The following is a 21,878-nucleotide window of genomic DNA, read 5'->3' on the forward strand; positions in this document are numbered from 1 at the left end:
ATGTTAACTAAAAATTATTTAGCAACTTATGCAAAATCATTTAATTGGGCTGGTTTTTTTTTGCCAAAAAAAACTTATGATAAATGTTCTGCGCTTTATGATTTTTGTAGAGAAGCAGATAATATTGCAGATGATCCAGGAAAATTAGAAGACAAAATAATTAAATTTGAAAACTTTAAGAAAGATTTTTTAAATAAAAATTTTCAAAACATTGTTATTAAAAATATTTGGGAACTTATAGATGAATTTAATATTTCAACAAAAGTAATTAATGATTTATTTGATGGGATTAATTCAGATATTAAAGAAAGAGTGGAATTAAAATCAAAAAAAGAATTATTAATTTACTCTTATAGAGTAGCAGGTACAGTTGGTTTAATGATGGCAAAAATTTTAAAAGTTAATAAGACAAATTCCTTGAAATCAGCTATCGATCTTGGAATAGCAATGCAGCTTACCAATATTTCAAGAGACGTAATTGAAGATAAAAATAATAAAAGAATTTATATCAATGAAAATTTCAACGATATCAAATCTACCATTTCTTTGTCTGAAAGATTTTATGAAAATTCTTTTTACTCAATTAAAGAAATACCTTTAAGTTTCAGATTCTCTATTTTAGTTGCAAGACGAGTCTACAGAAAAATTGGACACAAAATAATTAATAAAAATAATTTAGAAAATTATAAAAACTCTGGAAAAATTTATGTAACAAAAATTGAAAAAATTATTGAAACTTTTTTATCAATTTTTGATTTAATAATTTTAACATTTACAAATAAAAATGATAATAACATTGAACATGATCATTCATTAATTAATGAAGAGATAAATTTAAATGAAAGATTTTGATTACATAATTATCGGTGGTGGTTGTGCAGGTTTGTCTTTGGCTTATGAACTTGAAATTTCTGATAAATTAAAAAATAAATCTTTAGCTATAATTGAGCCTAGAGAAGAATATAAAAGAGATAAAACTTGGTCATTTTGGAAAGTATTTCCACACAATTTTGATGATTGTGTCAAAAAAAGTTGGTATAATTTTTCCATAAACATTCCTAATGATACAAAGTTTATTGATTGTAAGCTAACACCTTATCAATCTATAGATAGTGGAAAATTTTATGACAAAATTCTTTCAAAACTTAAATTAAATGAAAATATAAAATCTTTTAAAAATATTAATGATGTTGAATTATCAAATTCAATAATTTTTAATAGCGTTCCAAATTTTGAAAATAAGCCAAATAATTTGTGGCAACATTTTTGTGGTGTGGAAATAGAAACTGAAAAAGATTTTTTTGATGACCAAATATTTAATTTAATGGACTTTGCGTGTGATCAAAAAAATGAGGTTCATTTTTTTTACACTTTGCCTTTTTCAAAAAAAAGTGCACTTGTAGAAACTACCTGGATATCAAATTTAAGTAATGAAAGTATAAAAGATTATAATAATCAAATAGATCAATACTTAAAAAACCATTTGAATATCAAAAATTATAAAATCAATTTTAAAGAAGAGGGCTCTATACCTTTGTTTAGAAATAAAAATCTTAAAAAATTAAATGAAATATATATTGGATCAGCCGGTGATATGACAAGATTAAGCACGGGTTATACCTTTTTAAACATTCAAGAACACAGTAAATATATAGCAGAAAACATTGATAATATTTCTAAAGCTAAATTGTTTAAAATTAAAAAAAAATATGATTTTTTGGACAATATTTTTTTGAAAGTTTTAAGAAATAACTCTTCAGATATGGGGGAAATTTTCTTTAAAATGTTCAATGGTTCACCTAAGACTGCTATTAATTTCTTATCTAATAAAAGTAATTTTTTTGAAGATTTAGAAATAATTTTAAAAATGCCTAAATGGAAATTTTTAAAAGAATTATTTTAAATGACTAATCAATTAATTAAAAAAATTAACCTTAATCATTCATTTATATTTTTTTTGTTAATTAATCTATTTTCTGTCGTGATGTTTAAATTTAATTATTTAGATATTTCATCATCAATATGCTTATTTTTAATTTTAACTATTGGAGTTTCACACGGTGCATTAGACAATATTAAAGGCAAAAAACTTCTTAAATTATTCAATTTCGAAAGAATATATATTTTCTATATCTTTTATATTTTTATAGCAGTTTGCGTCATTATTATTTGGTCACTCTTACCTGCAACCACACTGTTAGTTTTTCTTATAGTGGCAGCTTTTCATTTTGGTAAAGAAGATACGCAATTTTTAATAAAAAAAAAATCGTACTTAATTCAATTATTATACCTTTTAAAAGGATCGCTCATAATTCTTGCCCCACTTTTTTTTCATTTTGATGATACTGTGAAAATATTCAAATCATTACTTGTTGTTAATGAAAATTTTTATTTATTCTTAGAATTTTTAGAAGAAAAAAAGATAATCGAGATATCAATTATTTTGAGTTCATTATCAAGTGTATTTTTATTTATTGATAAGTTTGAGTTAAAAAAATTCACTATTTTTTTTGATTATTTCTCAATTATAATTTTAAATTATTACTTTACTCCTTTAACAGCTTTTACAATTTATTTTTGTTTTTTACATTCTGTGAGGCACTCTATTTCACTTGCGATAGACCTGGATGAAAACAATCTCCAAAATGGACTAAAATTATTTATTTTAAAGGCTTTACCACTTACTCTTTTAACAATCTTTATTTCAATAATTGTATTTTTTTTATTAAATGACGTTAATTATATAGATGATGCAATCTTAAAACTAATTTTTATTGGTTTGGCGTCTTTAACCTTTCCACATATATTGCTGGAATATTTTTTAGAGAAAAATGAAAAACAAACAAATTAAAATTTTACTTTCTGCCCCAAGAGGTTTTTGTGCTGGTGTTGAGAGAGCTATAGAGATTGTAGAAAAATCTATTCAAAAATATGGATCGCCAGTTTATGTTAGACATGAAATCGTTCATAACAAGCATGTTGTTGATAATTTAAAAAATAAAGGTGCTATCTTTGTTGAAGAATTGGAGGAAATTAATGACAAATCTAGACCTGTTATTTTTTCTGCACACGGTGTTCCAAAAAAAATACCAGAAGATGCTGAAAATTATAAAATGACTTATGTAGATGCTACTTGTCCACTAGTTTCTAAAGTTCATAGAGAAGCGGAAAACTTAAATAAAGCTGGTTATCATATTATTTTGATTGGACATGAGAACCATCCAGAAGTAATAGGCACTATGGGCCAATTACCTAAAGGATCTATTGATTTGGTTCAAAATGAAGCTGAAGCAATAGAGTATAAAACCAATCATAAAGAAAAATTGGCTTATATAACTCAAACAACACTATCTGTTGATGACACTAAAGAAATCATAAAAATTTTGAAAAATAGATATACAAACATTAAAGAACCAGCAAAAGAGGATATTTGTTATGCAACAACTAATAGACAAATGGCGGTAAAAAATATTGCAAAAAAGTGTGATATGTTTTTTGTAATAGGTAGTAGAAACTCTTCGAATTCTGTTAGACTTGTTGAAGTAGCAAAAAAATCAGGCTGTCAAAATTCACAACTTTTTCATTCTGAAAGTGTAATTCCTTTTGATCAAATACAGAATTCAAATACTATTGGTATATCATCAGGAGCATCAGCACCGGAAACTCTCGTAGAAAATTTTATTAATGAATTAAAAAAAAAATTTTCTATAAATGTTGAGGAAGTAGAAATTATAAAAGAAAATGTAGTCTTTAAAGTTCCTAACAAATTAAATTAAATGGCTGTATATACTAAGATAAATCAGAGTGATATCGATATAATAAACAACAAGTTTAATATTGAAAAAATTTTAAGTTTCCAAGGAATTACTAAGGGAATTGAAAATACAAATTATATTTTAAAATCTAAAAATAAAAAGTTTATTCTCACAATTTTTGAGAAGAGAGTTCTTCCAAAAGAGATTCCTTTTTTTATGAAATTAATGGATCATTTAAATGATTCAAAAATTAATTGCCCAAGACCACTTAAAACTAGAAACAAAAATTATTTAATTAAACTAAAAAATAAAACAGCCTGTATTGTCACTTTCTTAAGGGGAAAAGATAAAAAGAAAGTTAACGAAAGTGACTGCTATGCTATTGGAAAAGTAATAGCTAAAATGCATCTTGTTACTAAGAAGATAAAATTTACAAGAAAGAATTCAATGGGTGTAAAATATTTAAAACCTTTACTCCAGAGTATTAAATTTAAATCAAATAAAGGATCAAATTTAAAAAAATTTTTATATAATAATTTTAACGATATTAAAAAAAATTGGCCAAAAAAACTTCCTTCTGGAATTATACATGGTGATTTATTCGTAGATAATATTTTTTTTAACAAAAATAAACTGTCTGGAATTATTGATTTTTACTTCGCCGCTAATGATTACTACATGTATGAAATAGCAATCTGCATTAATGCTCTATGTTTTGATGAAAAAAATAAAAAATTTATAATTAATAAAAAGAAAGTTGATAAATTGATCAAGGGATACAACAGCATTAAAAAAATTAAATTAAATGAAAAAAACAATATAAATATTTTGTGTAGAGGTGCTGCTCTTAGATATCTGTTAACTAGACTATATGATTATACAAATACTCCAAAAACAGCATTAATCAAAATTAAGGATCCAAACGAATATTATCAAAAACTTATTACCCATAACAATTTGAATAGTTTTAAAGATTATCTGATTTAATGATTAAAATTTATACTGATGGCTCATGTTTAAAAAATCCAGGAAATGGTGGATGGGCAGCAATAATATGCACTGATAATGAAGTGAAAAAAATAAGTGGAAGTGAAAAAGATACAACAAATAATAGAATGGAATTAATGGCGACAATCAATGCATTAAAAGAAGTAAATTCTGAAGATTTGATAGAAATCTATACAGATTCTAAATATGTTAAAAATGGAATTACTGATTGGATCCACAATTGGATTAAAAATAATTGGAAAACATCTAATAAAGACGATGTAAAAAATAAAGATTTATGGGTTCAATTACATGATTTGAATAGTAATTCTAAGATTAAGTGGAACTGGGTTAAAGCTCATGCCGGAAATCCACTAAATGAAGAAGTTGATTTATTAGCTAAAAAAGCTGCTAGTCTAGATTAATTTAAAGAAATTTTCTGCTGCTGAGATTTCACAAGATCCTGTATCTGCTTCTTCCTGAAGTTTAATAACCTTCATGTTATCAACAAACATCGTGTATCTATTAGATCTAATTCCTAACCCTCTGCCACTTTTATCAACATCTGCGCCAATTTCTTTTGTGAAATTAAGAAATGGATCACCCATCATAACAATTTTTTCACCTACATCATTTTGTTTACCCCAAGCATTCATCACAAAGGGATCATTTACTGAAATACAAATTATATGATCAATACCTTTTTCTTTATATTGATCATGCATCTTAATATATCCTGGCAAATGTTTAGCAGAACATACAGAAGTATATGCCCCAGGTAGTCCAAATATTACAACTTTTTTGTCTTTAAAAAAATCTTCTATATTTTTTTTTACAGGCTCTCCATCTTGAAGAACAAAAATTTCTGAATTTGGTAGGTTATCGTTTTCTTTTATTTTCATTTGGATCTATCTTTAATATGTTCTTTTACTTTTTCAATATCATTTTCAAGAATATCATAATTTTCTTTCTCATTTAATATAAATTGAAGTTCATTTGGTAACTCAGCTTTAATATTTATAGCACTTTTAATTGCATCAGGAAACTTACATGGATGTGCTGTTGCTAGCACAATATTATTACCATTGAGATTATGTTTATCAAAAGCTCCATAACCAATTGCAGTATGAGGGTCTAAAACCATATTAAATTCTTGATAAACAGACTTAATAATATCAAGTGTTTCGGTCTCGCTCATTCTTGCTGATAAGAAATCTTGATTAATTAAATTCAACTTTTCTTTATCAATTGAATATTTTCCTTCTTCTTTAATTTTCATCATGTCTTTTGATGTTTGTTCTGAATTCTTATTATTCAAATCAAAAATAAGTCTCTCAAAGTTACTTGCGATCTGTATATCCATACTAGGAGAAATAGTTTCGGAAACAGTTTCAGCCTCGTAATTTCCGTTTGAAATAGCTCTATGGAGAATGTCATTTTGATTTGTTGCAACAATCAATTTATTAATGGGCAAACCCATTTTTTTGGCTAAGTAACCTGCGTATACATCTCCAAAATTCCCAGTGGGAACAGAAAAATTAGTGGGTTTAGTGTGATCTTCAATAAGATAATAGCTGTAAAAATAATAAACACATTGAGCAATAATTCTTGCCCAGTTAATTGAATTTACACCTGACATATTAATATCTTGAGAAAATTTTGTGTCAGAAAACATTGATTTAACTAAGTTTTGGCAGTCATCAAAATTTCCTTTAATAGCGATATTAAATACATTTTCATGTTTTCCAGTAGTCATTATTTTTCGCTGAACAGAAGAAACTCGATTATCAGGATGTAGTACAAAAATATTTAAATTTTCTTTTCCTTTTATTGCATCTATAGCTGCTGCCCCTGTATCTCCAGATGTGGCAACTACAATATTAATTTTTTCTTTTTGCTTGCTTAAATAAAATTCATAAAAATTTCCAAGAAGTTGCATAGCAACATCCTTAAAGGCTAGTGTTGGGCCATGAAATAACTCTAAGACTGATCGATCTCCTATTTTTATGAAATCAATTACATTTTCTCTCCTAAAAACAGAATAAGATTTATCAATTATTTTAGACAATTCATTTTTATCCATAAAATTTCCTATAAAAGGAAAGATAATTTTTTTTGCTAAATCTGAATAATTAAGTGATTTTAATTCTTGAATTTCTTTTTCACTATAGCTTGGAAGTGAGCTGGGAATGAACAATCCCCCATCATCAGCAAGACCTTTGATAAAAACATCCTTAAATTCGTAAGTTTTAGAAGTATCTCTAGTGCTGACGTATCTCATTTAATAATTTTTTTTTCTAAAATATAGATATATTAAAAGGATTGAAATCGCCATCGAAAACCAAGTAATTGCGTACTTTTTGTGATTGTTTGAAATTTTAGCAGTGATTACTCTTGGTCTTGGGTTTTCATAATTACCATTTAAGTAAATTATATATTTTGAAAAGTTTTTTCCTGTAAATTTTAAAATATCTTCTCTATCTAGTGTAAACCAATAATTTTTATCTACTTCATTCTTAGGTTTGAATGAGCTTGATTTTGATTGAAGCATTAAAGTACCAATAATATTTTTTTGATCAACGACGTTAATCTCTGGTTTGTTTTTTTGGTCAAAAGATATCCAGCCTCTATTAATTAAATAATCTTCATTTCCTATTTTAATTGGGTTAATAACTTCAAATCCAGGTTTACCAGTTTCGTTAAGATTATAGAGATAAATTTGTTTTTCAAAATCAATTTGTCCTGATGTTTTTATTCTTAAATAATTTTTTTTTTCTACATTTTTAAGTGCAACAGGATCAATCTTTAAAGAATTTTCAATTTGATTGATTAGATCTAATTTCCAACTCAATCTATACAATTGCCAAAAGCCTAATGACAACAAAACTAAAATTATAAAATAAACAAAAACTGAAAATAGAAGCTTATTCTTCAAGGATTAAATATTAACTTCCCCAAACGTAGATAGCTGCAAACAAGAATAGCCAAACAACATCAACAAAGTGCCAGTACCAAGCAGCTGCCTCAAAACCAAAGTGGTGTTCTTTCGTAAAGTGACCCAATCTTCCTCTCCATAAACAAACAGCTAGAAAGATAGTTCCAACAATTACGTGGAAACCATGAAAACCTGTTGCCATATAAAATACTGCACCATAAATATGTCCTGAATAATCAAATGTAGCATGATGATATTCGTAAGCCTGTAACAAAGTAAAAAAGAAACCTAACGCAACAGTTGCTGATAATCCTTGAATAAATCCCTTTCTATCGTCTTCTAATAAAGAGTGGTGAGCCCAAGTTACTGTAGTACCTGATAATAATAAAACTAATGTATTGATTAATGGAATGTCCCATGGATCAAAAGTTTCTATGTCTTGTGGAGGCCAAACATTTCCAACAAACTCATTTGGAAACAAACTTATATCAAAATAAGCCCAAAACCATGCAACGAAAAACATAACTTCAGAAGCAATAAATAACGTCATTCCATATCTATGATGGATTTGAACGACTGGAGTATGGTGACCTTGATGTTCAGCTTCAATCACAACATCCCTGAACCACATGTAAGCTGCATAAATTACAAGAGCCAATCCTAAATACATTCCCCAAGATACGTCATTGTGCATGTAAAAAATTGCCCCAATAGCTAGTACCAGACATGCAAAAGATGTAAATATAGGCCAAGGACTTGGGTCTACTAAGTGATAATCATGTTTTTTTTCTGCTGACATATTTTTTAATTATGATTGTTTATAATAATCTGTCGAGAAAAAAGTATACGACATAGTTACATCCTGTAAATTTTTAACTGTTGGATCATTTACCAATTCTGGGTCCAAATAAAAAGTCATAATATAAGTTACCTTCTCACCTGCCTTAAGTTCCTGTTTTTCAAAGCAAAAACAGCCTAGTTTGCTATAATATTTACCAAAACTTGCAGGCGAAACATTGAAACTAGCCACTCCATATGTTGTTTCATCTCCATAGTTCTCAACCTCAAACTCAATTCTATTTACTTGACCAACTTTAACATCAATCACATTTGACTTAGCTTTAAAATCCCAAGTAAGATTGTTTACATTCGTATCAAATCTTACACTCACGACTTTATCTAATACTATTTTTGGAGCTTCTTTAGATACTTGGGTTGTCCCTCCAAAGCCAGTTACACGGCAAAAAAGATCATATAAGGGCACTGCCGCAAAAGATAAACCTAACATTAAACAAAAAATACCTGCTAGAAGTAATGGAGTTAATGTTTTGCTCTTAATCATATCTGCCTATCAAATACGCCAACGTTATATAATGTAAAAACAAACAAAAAAACCATAAAAGCTAAAATTGCTAAAGCAGTAATAATATTTTTTTTCTTTGTTTTTTTATCGGGTGTTATCATAAAATTTTGTCTATTAAGAAAAATACAAAAACTAAAAACAAATATAATATCGAGTATCCAAAAATTTTTTTTGCTTTTTTTGCATCAAACTTGTTCTTTTTAAATTTGTAAAGTTCAAAACATAAGTAATTATAATAAATTGTCAAAATTAATGATGGAATTAAAAATACTAGACCAACAAAATTAATTGCATATGGGAAAACAATAACTGGCAACATTATTAACGAATAAACAAATATATTTAATTTTGTGCTTTCAACACCATTAGTCAATGGAAGCATTGGAATATTTGCTTTTTTATAATCATCAGATTTATATAAGCTTAGTGCCCAGAAATGAGATGGTGTCCAAAAAAATATAATTAGAAAGAAAGTTAATGGCTCAAGTGAAAGTGAATTGGTGGCTATAGTCCAACCAATTACAGGGGGTAATGCTCCTGCAGCACCTCCAATTACTATATTTTGAGGCGTTTTTCTTTTAAGCCAAACAGTATAAATCAACACATAAAACAAAATTGTAAATAGCAACAAAGCTGCTGAAACTGTATTTGCAAAATAATCTAAAGCAACAACAGAAAATATTGATAAAGCGATACCAAAAATCAAAGCTTGGTTTTTATTAACCTTCCCAGTTGGTATAGGTCTTAAACAAGTCCTTGTCATTAATGCATCTAAATCAGACTCGTACCACATGTTTAAAGCTCCAGCGGCACCAGCTCCAATAGAAACTAAAATAATTCCAATTATTGCATCTTTTGTTGGAATAATATTTGGCGCCATTAATAATCCAACTGCACAAGTAAAAATTACAAGAGACATTACTCTTGGCTTCATAAGTTTAAATAACTCAGAGAAATTGAAAACGTCTTCCTGACTTAAATTTCTATTTTTTAACTTAGACTTAATCATTTAATTTTAGACAAAAAATCTAAATACTTTTTAAGTAGTAGATTTTTCTGCAGTCTCTTCATCTTCAAACTTTGGTAATTCATCAAAAGTATGAAAATTTGGAGGAGACGGCACTGTCCACTCTAAAGTTGTTGCCCCCTCACCCCAAGGGTTTTGAGCGGCAGCTTTTTTCTTGTAAAATGCATAAATTAGATTTGCGAAAAATACTCCTAAACCAATTACAGAAATATATGATCCAATTGAAGAGATATAGTTCCAACCAGCAAATGCGTCTGGATAATCTGCATATCTTCTGGGCATCCCCGCTAAACCTAAGAAGTGTTGAGGGAAGAAAATTAAGTTTACACCAATAAATGTTAACCAGAAGTGTAATTGACCTAACCATTCTGAATATTCATAACCACTCATTTTTCCAAACCAGTAATAAAAGCCTGCAAAGATTGCGAACACCGCGCCTAAAGATAATACATAGTGGAAATGAGCTACTACATAGTAAGTATCATGCATTGCTGTATCTACACCTGCATTTGCAAGAACAACACCTGTAACTCCACCGACTGTAAATAAAAATATAAATCCTAAAGCCCAAACCATAGGTGTCTTAAATGATATTGAGCCACCCCACATAGTTGCTATCCAAGAAAATATTTTAATTCCCGTAGGGACAGCAATGATCATCGTCGCTGCTAAGAAATAAGCTTTAGTATCTGTGCTTAAACCAACTGTATACATATGATGAGCCCATACAACGAAACCAACTATTCCAATAGCTACCATAGCATATGCCATTCCTAAATATCCAAATACTGGTTTTCTAGAGAATGTCGAAACAATATGACTGATCATTCCAAAACCTGGTAAAATTAAAATGTAAACTTCAGGATGACCAAAGAACCAAAATAAGTGTTGAAACAATACTGGATCTCCACCTGTTTGAGCATCAAAGAATGCAGTTCCAAAATTTCTATCAGTTAATAGCATCGTAATTGCACCTGCTAATACTGGAAGTGACAAAAGTAATAAGAACGCTGTAACTAAAATTGACCAGGCAAATAAAGGCATTTTATGCAATGTCATGCCTGGAGTTCTCATGTTTAAAATTGTAGTTATAAAGTTTACCGCTCCTAAAATTGAAGACGCTCCTGCTAAGTGTAAACTTAAAATTGCAAAGTCCATAGCTGGACCAGGCTGCCCTGCTGTAGATGATAAAGGAGGATAGATTGTCCATCCACCACCAACGCCAGTTTGACCTGGAGGACCATCCATAAATATAGACATGATTAATAGAATGAATGAAGTTGGTAATAACCAAAATGAAATGTTATTCATTCTTGGAAATGCCATATCAGGCGCACCAATCATGATTGGCACGAACCAATTTCCAAAACCACCAATCATTGCTGGCATAACCATAAAGAAGATCATGATTAAACCATGACCTGTTACTAAGACATTGTATAAATGATAGTTTCCACCTAAAATTCCATCACCTGGATGCATCAATTCCATTCTCATTAAAACTGAGAATGCAGTTCCTATCACACCGGCAACAATTGCAAAAATAAGGTACATTGTACCGATATCTTTGTGATTAGTTGAATACGCCCAACGTTTCCAACCAGTTGGTGTATGATGATCGTCGTGTGATGCTGTTTGTGTATACATATTATTTACTCGCTAGTTTTTTAAATTGATCTTCTTCATTAATTTCTTTTGCAAATTTTATTTTAGCTCCAGTAAGCCATTCTTGATATTCTTCTTCAGAAACTACTCTTACTGTAATAGGCATAAAAGCATGTTTAATTCCACAAAGCTCAGAACACTGTCCATAATAAGTTCCAACTTTTTCTGCTTTAAACCATGTTTCATTTATTCTTCCAGGAACGGCATCTCTTTTAACTCCAAAAGATGGCAAAGCCCAAGCATGTAAAACATCATTTGCAGTAATTAAAACTTTAACTACTTTATTTACAGGAACAACCAACTCATTATCTACGGCTAATAATCTTGGCTGATTTTCTTTTAAATCTTTATCCTCAATCATGTAAGAGTCGAAAATAATGTTTTCGTCTGGATACTCATAACCCCAATACCACTGATAACCGATTGCCTTAACTGTTACATCTGCTTTTGGTATTGAATCTTGTTTATATAAAATTTTAAACGATGGAACTGCCATCACGATTAAAATCAAACATGGAATTAATGTCCATAAAACTTCTACAGCAACGTTGTGAGTTCTTTTTGAAGGAACTGGATTTGCTGATGCTCTAAATCTGATACATGCATAGACCATCAAAAATAAAACAAAAACGCTTATCGCAATTATGATTGGTAATAACAATTTGTCATGAAAATTAACAATATCTCTCATAGACTCTGATGCTGCTTTTTGAAAACCTAATTGCCAATCTTTTGGCTGGTTAGCAAACGCAACTGCAGGAGTTAAAATTGAAAGAATTGTTAATAAAATTTTTTTCATTTTTTTAATCCTATATAGAACGTCTTCAAAAAAATTACACTTTAGTTTTCGCGACAAAATATCAATTTATGGCGTATTTTATGATCGATATAGCTGAAATTACAGCTGTTTCAGATCTCAATATATTCTCATTAATTTTCAATGGTTGAACTCCACTAAATTTTAGAATCTTTGCCCTTTCCTCTTCAGAAAAATCTCCTTCTGGACCTATAATTACACATGTAGGTTTATCTGTAACCTTTTTTAAATCTATTTTAGTATTTTCAGAATTTAGATCAGTAAAAATTAAATCAACTTTGTTGTTATTTAAAAAATCATCTAATGATTTTGGGTCTTCAATATCTGGAACGTTAATTCTATTTGATTGTTCTGATGCCTCAATAATTACTTTCTCTAATCGCTCTTTATTAATTTTACGAACAATCGTTCTATCAAATATAATTGGAATAAATTTTGTAACTCCTAACTCAGTTGCTTTTTGAATCATAAAGTTAAAGTAATTTGATTTAATTGGAGAAAATGCCAACCACAATTCTTTTTGATTTTCTTTTTGTCTTAATTGTTTTGTAACATTAAATTCAACAATACCTTTTGAGATGGTTAAAATTTTTGCTTCCCATTCACCACTACTGTTAAATAAAGAAAAAATTTCATTTTCTTTAACTCTCATTACTTTGTTTAAGTAATGGGATTGAGATTTATCAAGTGTGCCAGTTAAATTATTAGATAAACTTTTAGAAAAATATAATCTAATGTTACTCATATTATTAAATTAGTTTATGAAAAATATTAAAGCAATAATTTTTGACGCTTACGGCACTTTATTCGATGTAAATTCAGCAGCAGAAAAATGCAAAGATAAAATTGGTGATAAGTGGGAAGCTTTTGCAAATTATTGGAGAACCACACAATTAGAATACACATGGCTTAGAAGCTTAATGAAAAGACATAAAGATTTTTGGCAAATCACTGAAGACAGTTTAGATAAATCAATGAGTGTATTTAAAATAGATAATTCAATGAGGGATGAATTATTAAATCTATACAAAATACTCTCTCCTTTTGAAGAAGTACCAGAAGTTTTAAAATCTTTAAAAGAAAAAAATTTTAAACTAGCAATACTTTCTAATGGTACGCCTTCTTTGTTAAATGAATTAGTACACAGCAATAAATTAGATAATTTATTTGATGATATTTTTTCTATCGAAGAAGTCGGTATTTTTAAGCCTGACTCTAAAGTTTATGATATGCCAATAAAAAAATATAAAATTGAAAAAAATGAAGTTGCTTTTTTAAGTGCAAATACTTGGGATGTATCTGGTGGAGGAAACTATGGATACAATTCTATTTGGGTAAATAGAAATAATAATATCTTTGATAAACTTGATTATTCACCACAAAATGAAATTAAAAACTTAAATGATCTACTTGATATAACTAATTAGATAATTATATCAGCTCCTATGAAATTAATTGAAGTATCAAAAATTATAGATCCTATTCCAGCTTCTGATGGTGCAGGAGTAAAATTAAAAAGAAGTATTGGTGTTGAACCAAATTACTTTGATCCTTTCTTAATGCTAGATGAATTTGGATCTGAAAATAGTGAAGATTATATCGCTGGTTTTCCTCCACACCCTCATCGTGGAATTGAAACTGTTACTTATATGTTAGCGGGAGATTTTGAACACAAAGATAGCACTGGTGGTGAAGGAAGGATGACTGCGGGTGATGTTCAGTGGATGAAAACAGGAAGTGGAATTATTCATTCAGAGATGCCAGCAATGAAAGAAGGTAGACTCCATGGCTTTCAATTATGGATTAACATGCCTGCTAAATTAAAAATGAGTAAGCCTGAATACATTTATATAGATGCAGACAAAATGAGCGTTCATAAAGATGATGAAAAACAAGTTAAAGTTATAGCAGGTAAATTTGAAAACGCTGAAGGACCAGTAAAAGGTCATAATGTAAAACCAGTTTATTTTGATGTTGAGTTAAATAAAGATAAAGAATTTAATTTTATTATTCCATCAACTCACAATACATTTATTTATTTAATTAATGGTGAAATTGAAATTGGCAGTGAAAAGCATGATGATGTTAAAGATAGTACTTTAATATTATTAACAAAAGGTGAAGAGCTTACAGTAAAAGCAAAAACAGATGCTAAATTTCTTGTGATATCTGGAGAACCAATAAATGAGGAAATTGCAAGAGGTGGTCCTTTTGTGATGAATACTAAAGCAGAAATCTTGCAAGCTGTTCAAGATTATCATAATGGTACGTTTGTAAAATAAATTATGAATTCAGTAATAATATCAAAAGCAGGTGGACCAGAAGTTTTAGAATATAAAGAACTTAAACTTGAGGAACCAAAAGCTGATGAAGTAACAATTAAAAACCATGCAATTGGTTTAAATTATATTGATACTTATCATCGTTCTGGACTTTATCCTTTAACTCTACCCTCGCCAATTGGTTTGGAAGGAGCAGGAGAGATAACTAAAATTGGACCAGACGTTAAGGATTTTAAAGTTGGAGATAAAGTTGCATACTGTGCAGCTCCTGTTGGTGCATATTCAACTCATAGAAATTATCCCACAAGGAACTTAGTAAAAGTTCCAGACGGTGTTGATTTAGAAACTGCAGCAACATTAATGACAAAAGGGATAACCACCTTTTATCTTTTACATAAAACTTATCCTGTAAAACCTGGAGATGATATTTTATTCCATGCAGCTGCTGGCGGAGTTGGTCAAATTTTTGGTCAATGGGCTAAAAGTTTAGGTTGCAATGTATTTGGTACAGTTGGATCAGATGAAAAAATTGAAAAAGCGAAAGAGAATAGTTACGATTATGTAATTAATTACAATAAAGATAATTTTGCAGAAAAAGTAAAAGAGATTACCGAGGGAAGAGGATTGTCTGTTGTTTATGATGGTGTTGGAAAAAATACTTTTAATGGTTCCATTGAATGTTTAAAGTTAAGAGGAATGTTAGTTTCATTTGGAAATGCATCAGGTCCTTTAGATCCTGTAAACGTTGCAAAATCAATTCAACCTAAAGCTCTTTATTTAACTAGACCAAGCATTATGCAATACACTGCAACTAGGGAAGAGCTAGATGAAGCTACTAATAAAGTTTTTGAAATGGCCTCAAGTGGAAAAGTAAAAATAAAAATTTCAAAAAAATATTCTCTTAAAGATATTGCACAAGCACATAAAGATTTAGAGTCTAGGGTTCTAACTGGACCAGCAATAATATTTCCTTAGTTTACATCTACATCCATATCAGACATATGGAGTTTTAGTGCATTTGTTGAAATTTGAATTTCTCTAATAAAAAAAATAATTGATATAATCATGGATAAACAGCAAGAACCAAATATTACCCTCGCTGCAAATACTTCATCTAAGTAAAGTGCAAAAACAGTAAGCATATTAAATAGGAAGCCAAATGAGGCAAATAAAATTGTCCATCTAAGAAGTGTTATCCTGCCACTTAAATTAATAAACTGCTTCTTCCATTCAGGTGGTATATGCTTTTCATAAACATGCTCATCATGAAGTTGACGAATTAAGATACTAAGAGAATGAAATCTGTTGCTGTACACACTCATTAGCAATGGAATAGCTGGAAACATTAATGCTGTAACTGTGTAATCTATATTCATACGAATCAAATTGATTATGAAACTAGCCTTTGTTATTTACAAGTAAATTATGAGCCAATTAAATTTATTTATTGAGTTAACAAGGTTAAAAAAACCAATTGGCTTTATGCTTTTATTTTGGCCATGCATTTGGGGCTTAACAATAGTTTACGACTTTAATGGAGATTTAAAAAAATATTTTTTTTATAGCTTTCTTTTTTTAGCGGGTGCAATTTTAATGAGATCTGCTGGTTGCATCGTAAATGATATTGTTGATAAAAATTTTGATAAAAAAGTTGAGAGAACTAAAAATAGACCAATTGCTTCAGGTCAAATATCCGTTTCACTTGCATTAATTTATGCATTAACTCTATGTGCAATCGCTTTTCTTGTGCTTATAAATTTTAATAATTTTACGATTATAATGGCGATGCTTTCTATGCCTTTGGCATTTACTTATCCATTAATGAAACGAATAACCTATTGGCCTCAATTATTTTTAGGTATTACTTTTAATTATGGCCTTGTGTTGGCCTGGATTTCAATTTCAAATGAAATTTCTGTAATTCCAATAGTTTTTTATATAGGAGCCATATTTTGGACACTAGGGTACGACACAATTTATGGATTCCAAGATATTAAAGATGATGAAATTATAGGAGTAAAATCAACCTCAATAAAATTTAAGAAAAATCCAAAAAAGTTTTTGGTTACTTCATATTCAATTTTTATAATTTCATTAATTTTAACTGGAATACTTATGAGTTTTAAAATTTTTTATTTTATTTTTTTAATAATTCCTATTTTTCATCTTTTAAAATTTCAAATTAAAAACTTAGAAATTGAAGACACAAGAGATTGTTTAACTAAATTCAAAAGTAATAATATTTTAGGATTAATTGTCTTTACTAATATCCTGATTGGTAAATTGATTTAAATAATGAATAAAACAATAGCTTTCAAAAGACTTTATAAAGATTATACAAAAAAATATATTCGCAAAATACTTTTGGCTGCGATATTTTCAATTTTAGTTGCCATAAGTACATCTGCAACTGCCTGGCTTCTAGACCCGGCCATTGAAAAGATTTTTTTAAACAAGGATAAAACATTAATATTAATAATACCTGTAGCTATTATAATTGCTTTTGCTACGAAAGGTATATCTCTATATTTTGCTAAGCTTTTAATGATTAATGTTTCAGAAGAAGTTAAGAAATTAATTCAAATTGACATGTTAAAGTCATTCATAAAAGCAGATACTGAGATTATAGAAAACAAACATTCAGGGAATTACATTTCAAACCTAAACTTTGATGTAACTCAAATTACAAGGATGCTTGCAGATGCTTTTTTAAGTATTTTTAAAGATGGCCTTACTCTATTGGGATTATTGATTGTCATGTTTACCCAAAATTGGAAATTATCATTAATAGCTATAATAATGATTCCCTTAGCTTCAATAACTGCAAAAATTCTTGGCAAAAGAATGAATAAAATTTCAACTCAAGCACAAGAAAAATCTGGAGATCTGAATAGATATCTTATTGATTTGTTTAAAAATCATAAAATAATTAAAATTTTTCAAAGAGAAAATTTCGAAAAAAACAGATCTGAGATTTTTGTAACAAATTTAAAAGAAAAATCTGAAAAAATTGCTGCGGTATATATTAGATCAACCCCTGTTATGGAAGTACTAACTGGAATTATGATTGCAATATTAATTTTTTATTCTGGAAAATTAATATTTAATGAGGAATTAGCCATTAACAATTTTTTTTCATTTTTAGCTGCTATGATGTTAGCTTATCAACCAGTTAAGGCGCTCACAAAAGTTAATATTGCAATTGGACAAGGTTTAGCAGCAGCTAATAGAATTATTCCTATTATAGATATTGAAAACCAAATTAAAGAAAATTTAAATAGTAAAAGTTTAGATATAACTGAAGGTAATATTATATTTGATGACGTTAATTTTTCTTACAAATCTAATTTGGAAAACAAAGTACTTAAAAATGTATCTTTAAATCTTTTAGGGGGGAAAATGACTGCACTAGTTGGTCATAGTGGTTCGGGAAAGTCGACTATTTTAAACATGATACCAAGAATATACTTCCCTAATAGTGGAAATATAAAAATAGATGAACAAGATATTTCTGAAATTAATTTATCATCACTTAGAAAAGAAATATCGATAGTGGACCAAAACACTACACTTTTTGACGATACAGTTATGAATAACATCAGGTACGCAAAACCAGAAGCAACTGATGAAGAGGTTTATAAGGCTGCTAATTCAGCAATGTGCAAAGAATTTATAGATAATTTAGAAGATGGATATCTAACAATGATAGGAGAAAATGGTGTGAAATTATCTGGAGGTGAAAAACAAAGACTTTCAATTGCTAGGGCGTTCCTTAAGAAAAGTAAAATAATATTACTTGATGAAGCTACAGCATCTTTAGATTCAGAAACAGAGGACAAAATTCAAAAAGCTCTAAATGAACTAACTCAAAACAAAACAACTATAGTTATAGCTCATAGACTATCAACTATTCTGAATTCAGATAATATTTATGTAGTGGATAATGGAAAGATTATAGATTCTGGTAATCATGAAAATTTATTGAAAAACTCAAGTGCATATAAAAATTTTTATGAAAGACAAATAAAAAAATAATAATGTATTTTGTTTACAATATATTTTTATTTATAGTTTTTTTATTCTCTCCAATTATTTTCTTAGTAAGAATGTTTAACGGTAAAGAAGATCCGATAAGATTTAAAGAAAAGTTATGTATTTACTCTAAAAAAAATAATTTAAACTCTATTTGGTTTCATGCAGTTAGTGTTGGTGAGTTAATGAGTATTTTGCCTATATTAAATATATTAGAAAAAAATAAACAAATAGATCAAATTATTGTTACATCCTCTACAATTAGTTCAGCAAAAATATTTGAAAAACAAAAATTTAAAAAGATTGTTCATAGATACTTTCCTATAGATACTGATTTTCTTAACAAAAAATTTATAAACTATTGGAAACCTAAGGCTGCTTTTTTTGTGGATTCTGAAATTTGGCCAAACATGTTTAAAAATCTTAAAAAGAGTAACATTCCTGTCATATTGCTAAATGCTAGAATTACAAAAAAAAGTTTTAAAAGATGGTTTTTGATAAAAAATTTTTCTAATTTAGTTTTTAAAAATATATCACTAGCTCTTCCTTCTAACACAGAAACAAAAAATTTCTTAAAAAAACTTGGTGCAAATAAAATTAAATTTATTGGAAATTTAAAATATTATGGTTTAAGTAAAATAAATAATAATAAAAAAAATATTTTAAAAAATAAATTTAAAAACTTTAAAGTTTGGTGTGCAGCAAGTACTCATGAAGGAGAAGAAATTTTAATTTCAAATGTACATAAAAATTTAAAAAGGAAACAAAAAAATTTAATAACAATAATAATCCCAAGACATATTGATCGAGTTGAAAAAATAATAGAATTGATGAATAAAAATCAACTTGAAGTTATTAGACATTCATCAAACAAAAATATAAATAAAAATACAGATATCTATCTAGTTGATACTTATGGAGAAGCGTCAAACTTTTATGATTTAAGTAACGTTTGTTTTATGGGTGGTTCAATTATTAATCATGGAGGACAAAATCCTTTAGAACCAGCAAGATTAGGAAATTATATTCTAAATGGTCCAAACATTGGAAATTTTAAAGAAATATATGAATTTTTATCTAAAAATAATATGTCTATAACCACGTCTAATTTAGATAAAATTCAAAAAATTACTGAAAAAAAATTAAACAAGAAAATTTCAAATCTAAATAAAATCAAAATAATTAAAATTGGTGAAAAAATACTAAATGGAAATATGATTTACATAAATAAATTTATAAAATGAATTTTAATGCACCAAAATTTTGGCAAGATAAAAATTTTATTTCCTTTTTTCTTTTACCATTATCTTTAGTTACTCATATTATTAACTTTATTAAAAAATTATTTCCTAAAAAAAAATTTAAAATTAATACAATTTGTGTTGGCAACATATATATAGGTGGAACGGGAAAAACTTCTTTAGCAATCGAAATACACAATATTATAAAAAAAAGATATAAAACGGTTTTTATTAAAAAAAGTTATGTAAATCAGAAAGATGAAATAAAACTCTTAAAAAATTCAGGCCAAACTATTTCAACTAACAACAGACTGAAATCATTAAAAATTGCAGAAAAAAAAGGATATGAAGTTGCAATATTAGATGATGGGTTTCAGCAAAAAAATATTAATTATGACTTAAAAATTTTGTGCTTTAATTCAAAAAAAGGAATTGGAAACGGCATGGTGTTACCTTCTGGTCCCTTAAGAGAAAGTTTTGATGAAATTAAAAATTGTGATTTAATTTTTATTAATGGAGAAATTAAAAATAATAAACTTATAAACAAAATAAAATCTAAAAACAAAAGTGTAAATATTTTTGAAACAAATTACTTCCCAACAAATTTAAAAGAAATTAATAGAAAAAAAAAATTTCTTATGTTTTGTGGTATTGGAAACCCACATGAATTTGAAAATACATTATCAAAATTTAAGTTTAGAATAAAAAGAAAATTTATCTATCCTGATCATTATCAAATATTAGATAACGAAATCAACGAAATGAAAAAGTTAGCAAAAAAAGAAGGGCTGGGTATTATTACAACTGAAAAAGATTATCTTAGATTACATAATAAACAAAAAAAAAATATTACTTTTTTAAAAACAAAACTTAAAATAAATAGCTTAGATAAATTAAAGAAAATTTTATTAAATATAAAATGAAAAAATTTAATCATTTCCTTCAATATGTTTTCATATATATATTTTTTTTAATTTTCAAAATATTAGGATTTAAAAAATCTTCAAATTTAGGAAATATTATTGGAAAATATTTAGGTCCAATTTTTAGATCAAAAAAATCAATAATCACTAATTTAGAAAAAGCTGGTATTAATAAAAATCAAGACATAATAGCTTCAAACGTTCTGGGCAATTATGGAAGAATACTTGCAGAATATGTTCACCTTAAAAACTTTAAAAATAATAAATTAAATAAATATATTTCTATTGAAGGTGTTGAACATTTTGAAAGCATTAAAAAAACTAAGAAACCAGTAGTATTTATATCTGGTCATTTTAATAATTTTGAACTTATGGCAATGCAAATTGAAAATTCTGGTATTGAATGTGCCGCTTTATATAGACCTTTAAATAATCCTTTTTTAAATAAGTTAATGGAAAAAATTAGAATTAGAGATATTTGTAAAACTCAAATTAGAAAAGGAAGAGCTGGAACAAGAGAGATAATTAAAAACTTGAAGGATGGAAAATCAATTGCACTAATGATTGATCAAAGAGTAAGAGAAGGGGAAAAGGTAAATTTTTTTGGTAATTTAGCTACAACTACCACAATACCCGCTCAATTAATCAAAAAATATAATTGTGATGTCGTGCCTATTTATATTGAAAGAAATAATAATAATTATTTTAAGATGTACGTATCTCAACCAATTAAAATAAAAAAAACAAAATCTATTAAAGAAATAACTTTATTTTTAAATGTTGTTTTAGAAAAAATGATTCTTAAAAATGTAGATCAATGGATATGGTCACATGACAGGTGGAAAAAATAA

At 27.8% G+C, this 21,878-nt stretch carries 24 protein-coding genes; 14 read left to right on the top strand and 10 right to left on the bottom strand.

All coding sequences use genetic code 11. From position 1 onward, the window contains the following. The 6 genes from ACTTAX_RS04375 to rnhA are packed head-to-tail and all read left to right on the top strand — an operon-like array spanning position 1 to position 5,167. On the top strand, positions 1-852 hold the full coding sequence (locus tag ACTTAX_RS04375; RefSeq protein ID WP_440672780.1) for a phytoene/squalene synthase family protein: 852 nt from the start codon (positions 1-3) through the stop codon (positions 850-852). Beyond that, positions 839-1,903 carry a lycopene cyclase family protein gene (locus tag ACTTAX_RS04380; RefSeq protein WP_440693153.1) on the top strand — a complete coding sequence of 355 codons (1,065 nt, stop codon included), beginning with the start codon at positions 839-841 and terminating at the stop codon, positions 1,901-1,903. The genes ACTTAX_RS04375 and ACTTAX_RS04380 overlap by 14 nt, the downstream gene beginning before the upstream one ends. Continuing rightward, positions 1,904-2,851, top strand: a complete 948-nt coding sequence (locus ACTTAX_RS04385; protein WP_440693155.1) for a Brp/Blh family beta-carotene 15,15'-dioxygenase — start codon at positions 1,904-1,906, stop codon at positions 2,849-2,851. Further along, complete coding sequence (ispH, locus tag ACTTAX_RS04390) at positions 2,832-3,776, top strand: 4-hydroxy-3-methylbut-2-enyl diphosphate reductase (RefSeq protein WP_440693157.1); 945 nt, start codon at positions 2,832-2,834, stop codon at positions 3,774-3,776. Before ACTTAX_RS04385 ends, ispH begins: the two co-directional genes overlap by 20 nt. Further along, the gene (locus ACTTAX_RS04395; protein ID WP_440693159.1) at positions 3,777-4,742 is read left to right on the top strand and encodes a homoserine kinase; all 966 of its coding nucleotides are present in this window, start codon (positions 3,777-3,779) and stop codon (positions 4,740-4,742) included. Next, on the top strand, positions 4,742-5,167 hold the full coding sequence (gene rnhA / locus ACTTAX_RS04400; RefSeq protein ID WP_440693161.1) for a ribonuclease HI: 426 nt from the start codon (positions 4,742-4,744) through the stop codon (positions 5,165-5,167). Before ACTTAX_RS04395 ends, rnhA begins: the two co-directional genes overlap by 1 nt. On the opposite strand, the gene ACTTAX_RS04405 is transcribed toward rnhA, so the two are convergent. The 9 genes from ACTTAX_RS04405 to ACTTAX_RS04445 form a co-directional block, all read right to left on the bottom strand. After that, positions 5,159-5,644 carry a peroxiredoxin gene (locus ACTTAX_RS04405; RefSeq protein WP_440618959.1) on the bottom strand — a complete coding sequence of 162 codons (486 nt, stop codon included), beginning with the start codon at positions 5,642-5,644 and terminating at the stop codon, positions 5,159-5,161. The genes rnhA and ACTTAX_RS04405 overlap by 9 nt on opposite strands. Further along, complete coding sequence (gene thrC / locus ACTTAX_RS04410; RefSeq protein WP_440693163.1) at positions 5,641-7,023, bottom strand: threonine synthase; 1,383 nt, start codon at positions 7,021-7,023, stop codon at positions 5,641-5,643. Before thrC ends, ACTTAX_RS04405 begins: the two co-directional genes overlap by 4 nt. Next, entirely contained in the window at positions 7,024-7,677 is a 654-nt protein-coding gene (locus ACTTAX_RS04415) for an SURF1 family protein (RefSeq protein WP_440693165.1), read from the bottom strand. A gap of 10 nt (positions 7,678-7,687) precedes the next feature. Then, positions 7,688-8,476: a cytochrome c oxidase subunit 3 gene (locus tag ACTTAX_RS04420; protein WP_440693167.1), complete on the bottom strand. Its 789-nt coding sequence runs from the start codon at positions 8,474-8,476 to the stop codon at positions 7,688-7,690. A 9-nt stretch (positions 8,477-8,485) separates the two neighbouring features. Beyond that, on the bottom strand, positions 8,486-9,019 hold the full coding sequence (locus ACTTAX_RS04425) for a cytochrome c oxidase assembly protein (RefSeq protein ID WP_440693169.1): 534 nt from the start codon (positions 9,017-9,019) through the stop codon (positions 8,486-8,488). A gap of 118 nt (positions 9,020-9,137) precedes the next feature. After that, positions 9,138-10,049: a heme o synthase gene (gene cyoE / locus ACTTAX_RS04430; RefSeq protein WP_440693171.1), complete on the bottom strand. Its 912-nt coding sequence runs from the start codon at positions 10,047-10,049 to the stop codon at positions 9,138-9,140. Between the two features lie 30 nt (positions 10,050-10,079). Beyond that, positions 10,080-11,714 (bottom strand): cytochrome c oxidase subunit I, encoded by a 1,635-nt coding sequence (gene ctaD, locus ACTTAX_RS04435; RefSeq protein WP_440693173.1) that lies wholly within the window; start codon positions 11,712-11,714, stop codon positions 10,080-10,082. A gap of 1 nt (position 11,715) precedes the next feature. Continuing rightward, positions 11,716-12,531, bottom strand: coding sequence for a cytochrome c oxidase subunit II (coxB, locus tag ACTTAX_RS04440; RefSeq protein ID WP_440693175.1), 816 nt, complete (start codon positions 12,529-12,531; stop codon positions 11,716-11,718). Positions 12,532-12,592: 61 nt separating this feature from the next. Continuing rightward, complete coding sequence (locus ACTTAX_RS04445) at positions 12,593-13,294, bottom strand: RsmE family RNA methyltransferase (RefSeq protein ID WP_440693177.1); 702 nt, start codon at positions 13,292-13,294, stop codon at positions 12,593-12,595. A 16-nt stretch (positions 13,295-13,310) separates the two neighbouring features. Here ACTTAX_RS04445 and ACTTAX_RS04450 point away from each other — a divergent pair, with 16 nt between their 5' ends. From ACTTAX_RS04450 to ACTTAX_RS04460, 3 genes are read left to right on the top strand one after another with little or no spacing between them, the layout of a single operon-like run. Further along, on the top strand, positions 13,311-13,976 hold the full coding sequence (locus ACTTAX_RS04450; RefSeq protein ID WP_440693179.1) for a haloacid dehalogenase type II: 666 nt from the start codon (positions 13,311-13,313) through the stop codon (positions 13,974-13,976). An 18-nt stretch (positions 13,977-13,994) separates the two neighbouring features. After that, positions 13,995-14,831 (top strand): pirin family protein, encoded by an 837-nt coding sequence (locus tag ACTTAX_RS04455; protein ID WP_440693181.1) that lies wholly within the window; start codon positions 13,995-13,997, stop codon positions 14,829-14,831. Positions 14,832-14,834: 3 nt separating this feature from the next. Further along, the gene (locus tag ACTTAX_RS04460; RefSeq protein WP_440693183.1) at positions 14,835-15,806 is read left to right on the top strand and encodes a quinone oxidoreductase family protein; all 972 of its coding nucleotides are present in this window, start codon (positions 14,835-14,837) and stop codon (positions 15,804-15,806) included. Here ACTTAX_RS04460 and ACTTAX_RS04465 read toward each other — a convergent pair. Further along, positions 15,803-16,207, bottom strand: a complete 405-nt coding sequence (locus ACTTAX_RS04465) for a DUF2721 domain-containing protein (RefSeq protein ID WP_075506429.1) — start codon at positions 16,205-16,207, stop codon at positions 15,803-15,805. The two genes, ACTTAX_RS04460 and ACTTAX_RS04465, sit on opposite strands and share 4 nt — an antisense overlap. 49 nt (positions 16,208-16,256) lie before the next feature. Here ACTTAX_RS04465 and ubiA point away from each other — a divergent pair, with 49 nt between their 5' ends. The 5 genes from ubiA to ACTTAX_RS04490 all read left to right on the top strand — a co-directional run bounded on the left by ubiA (position 16,257) and on the right by ACTTAX_RS04490 (position 21,878). Next, positions 16,257-17,123, top strand: coding sequence for a 4-hydroxybenzoate octaprenyltransferase (gene ubiA / locus ACTTAX_RS04470; RefSeq protein WP_440693185.1), 867 nt, complete (start codon positions 16,257-16,259; stop codon positions 17,121-17,123). 3 nt (positions 17,124-17,126) lie between these two features. Continuing rightward, complete coding sequence (locus ACTTAX_RS04475; protein WP_440693187.1) at positions 17,127-18,866, top strand: ABC transporter ATP-binding protein; 1,740 nt, start codon at positions 17,127-17,129, stop codon at positions 18,864-18,866. Positions 18,867-18,937: 71 nt separating this feature from the next. Further along, positions 18,938-20,107: a 3-deoxy-D-manno-octulosonic acid transferase gene (locus tag ACTTAX_RS04480; RefSeq protein ID WP_440693189.1), complete on the top strand. Its 1,170-nt coding sequence runs from the start codon at positions 18,938-18,940 to the stop codon at positions 20,105-20,107. Continuing rightward, positions 20,104-21,027, top strand: a complete 924-nt coding sequence (gene lpxK / locus ACTTAX_RS04485) for a tetraacyldisaccharide 4'-kinase (RefSeq protein WP_440693191.1) — start codon at positions 20,104-20,106, stop codon at positions 21,025-21,027. Before ACTTAX_RS04480 ends, lpxK begins: the two co-directional genes overlap by 4 nt. Beyond that, positions 21,024-21,878, top strand: coding sequence for a lysophospholipid acyltransferase family protein (locus ACTTAX_RS04490; protein ID WP_440693193.1), 855 nt, complete (start codon positions 21,024-21,026; stop codon positions 21,876-21,878). The genes lpxK and ACTTAX_RS04490 overlap by 4 nt, the downstream gene beginning before the upstream one ends.

Source organism: Candidatus Pelagibacter sp. HIMB1695 (genome assembly GCF_052047655.1).
Classification (GTDB): domain Bacteria; phylum Pseudomonadota; class Alphaproteobacteria; order Pelagibacterales; family Pelagibacteraceae; genus Pelagibacter.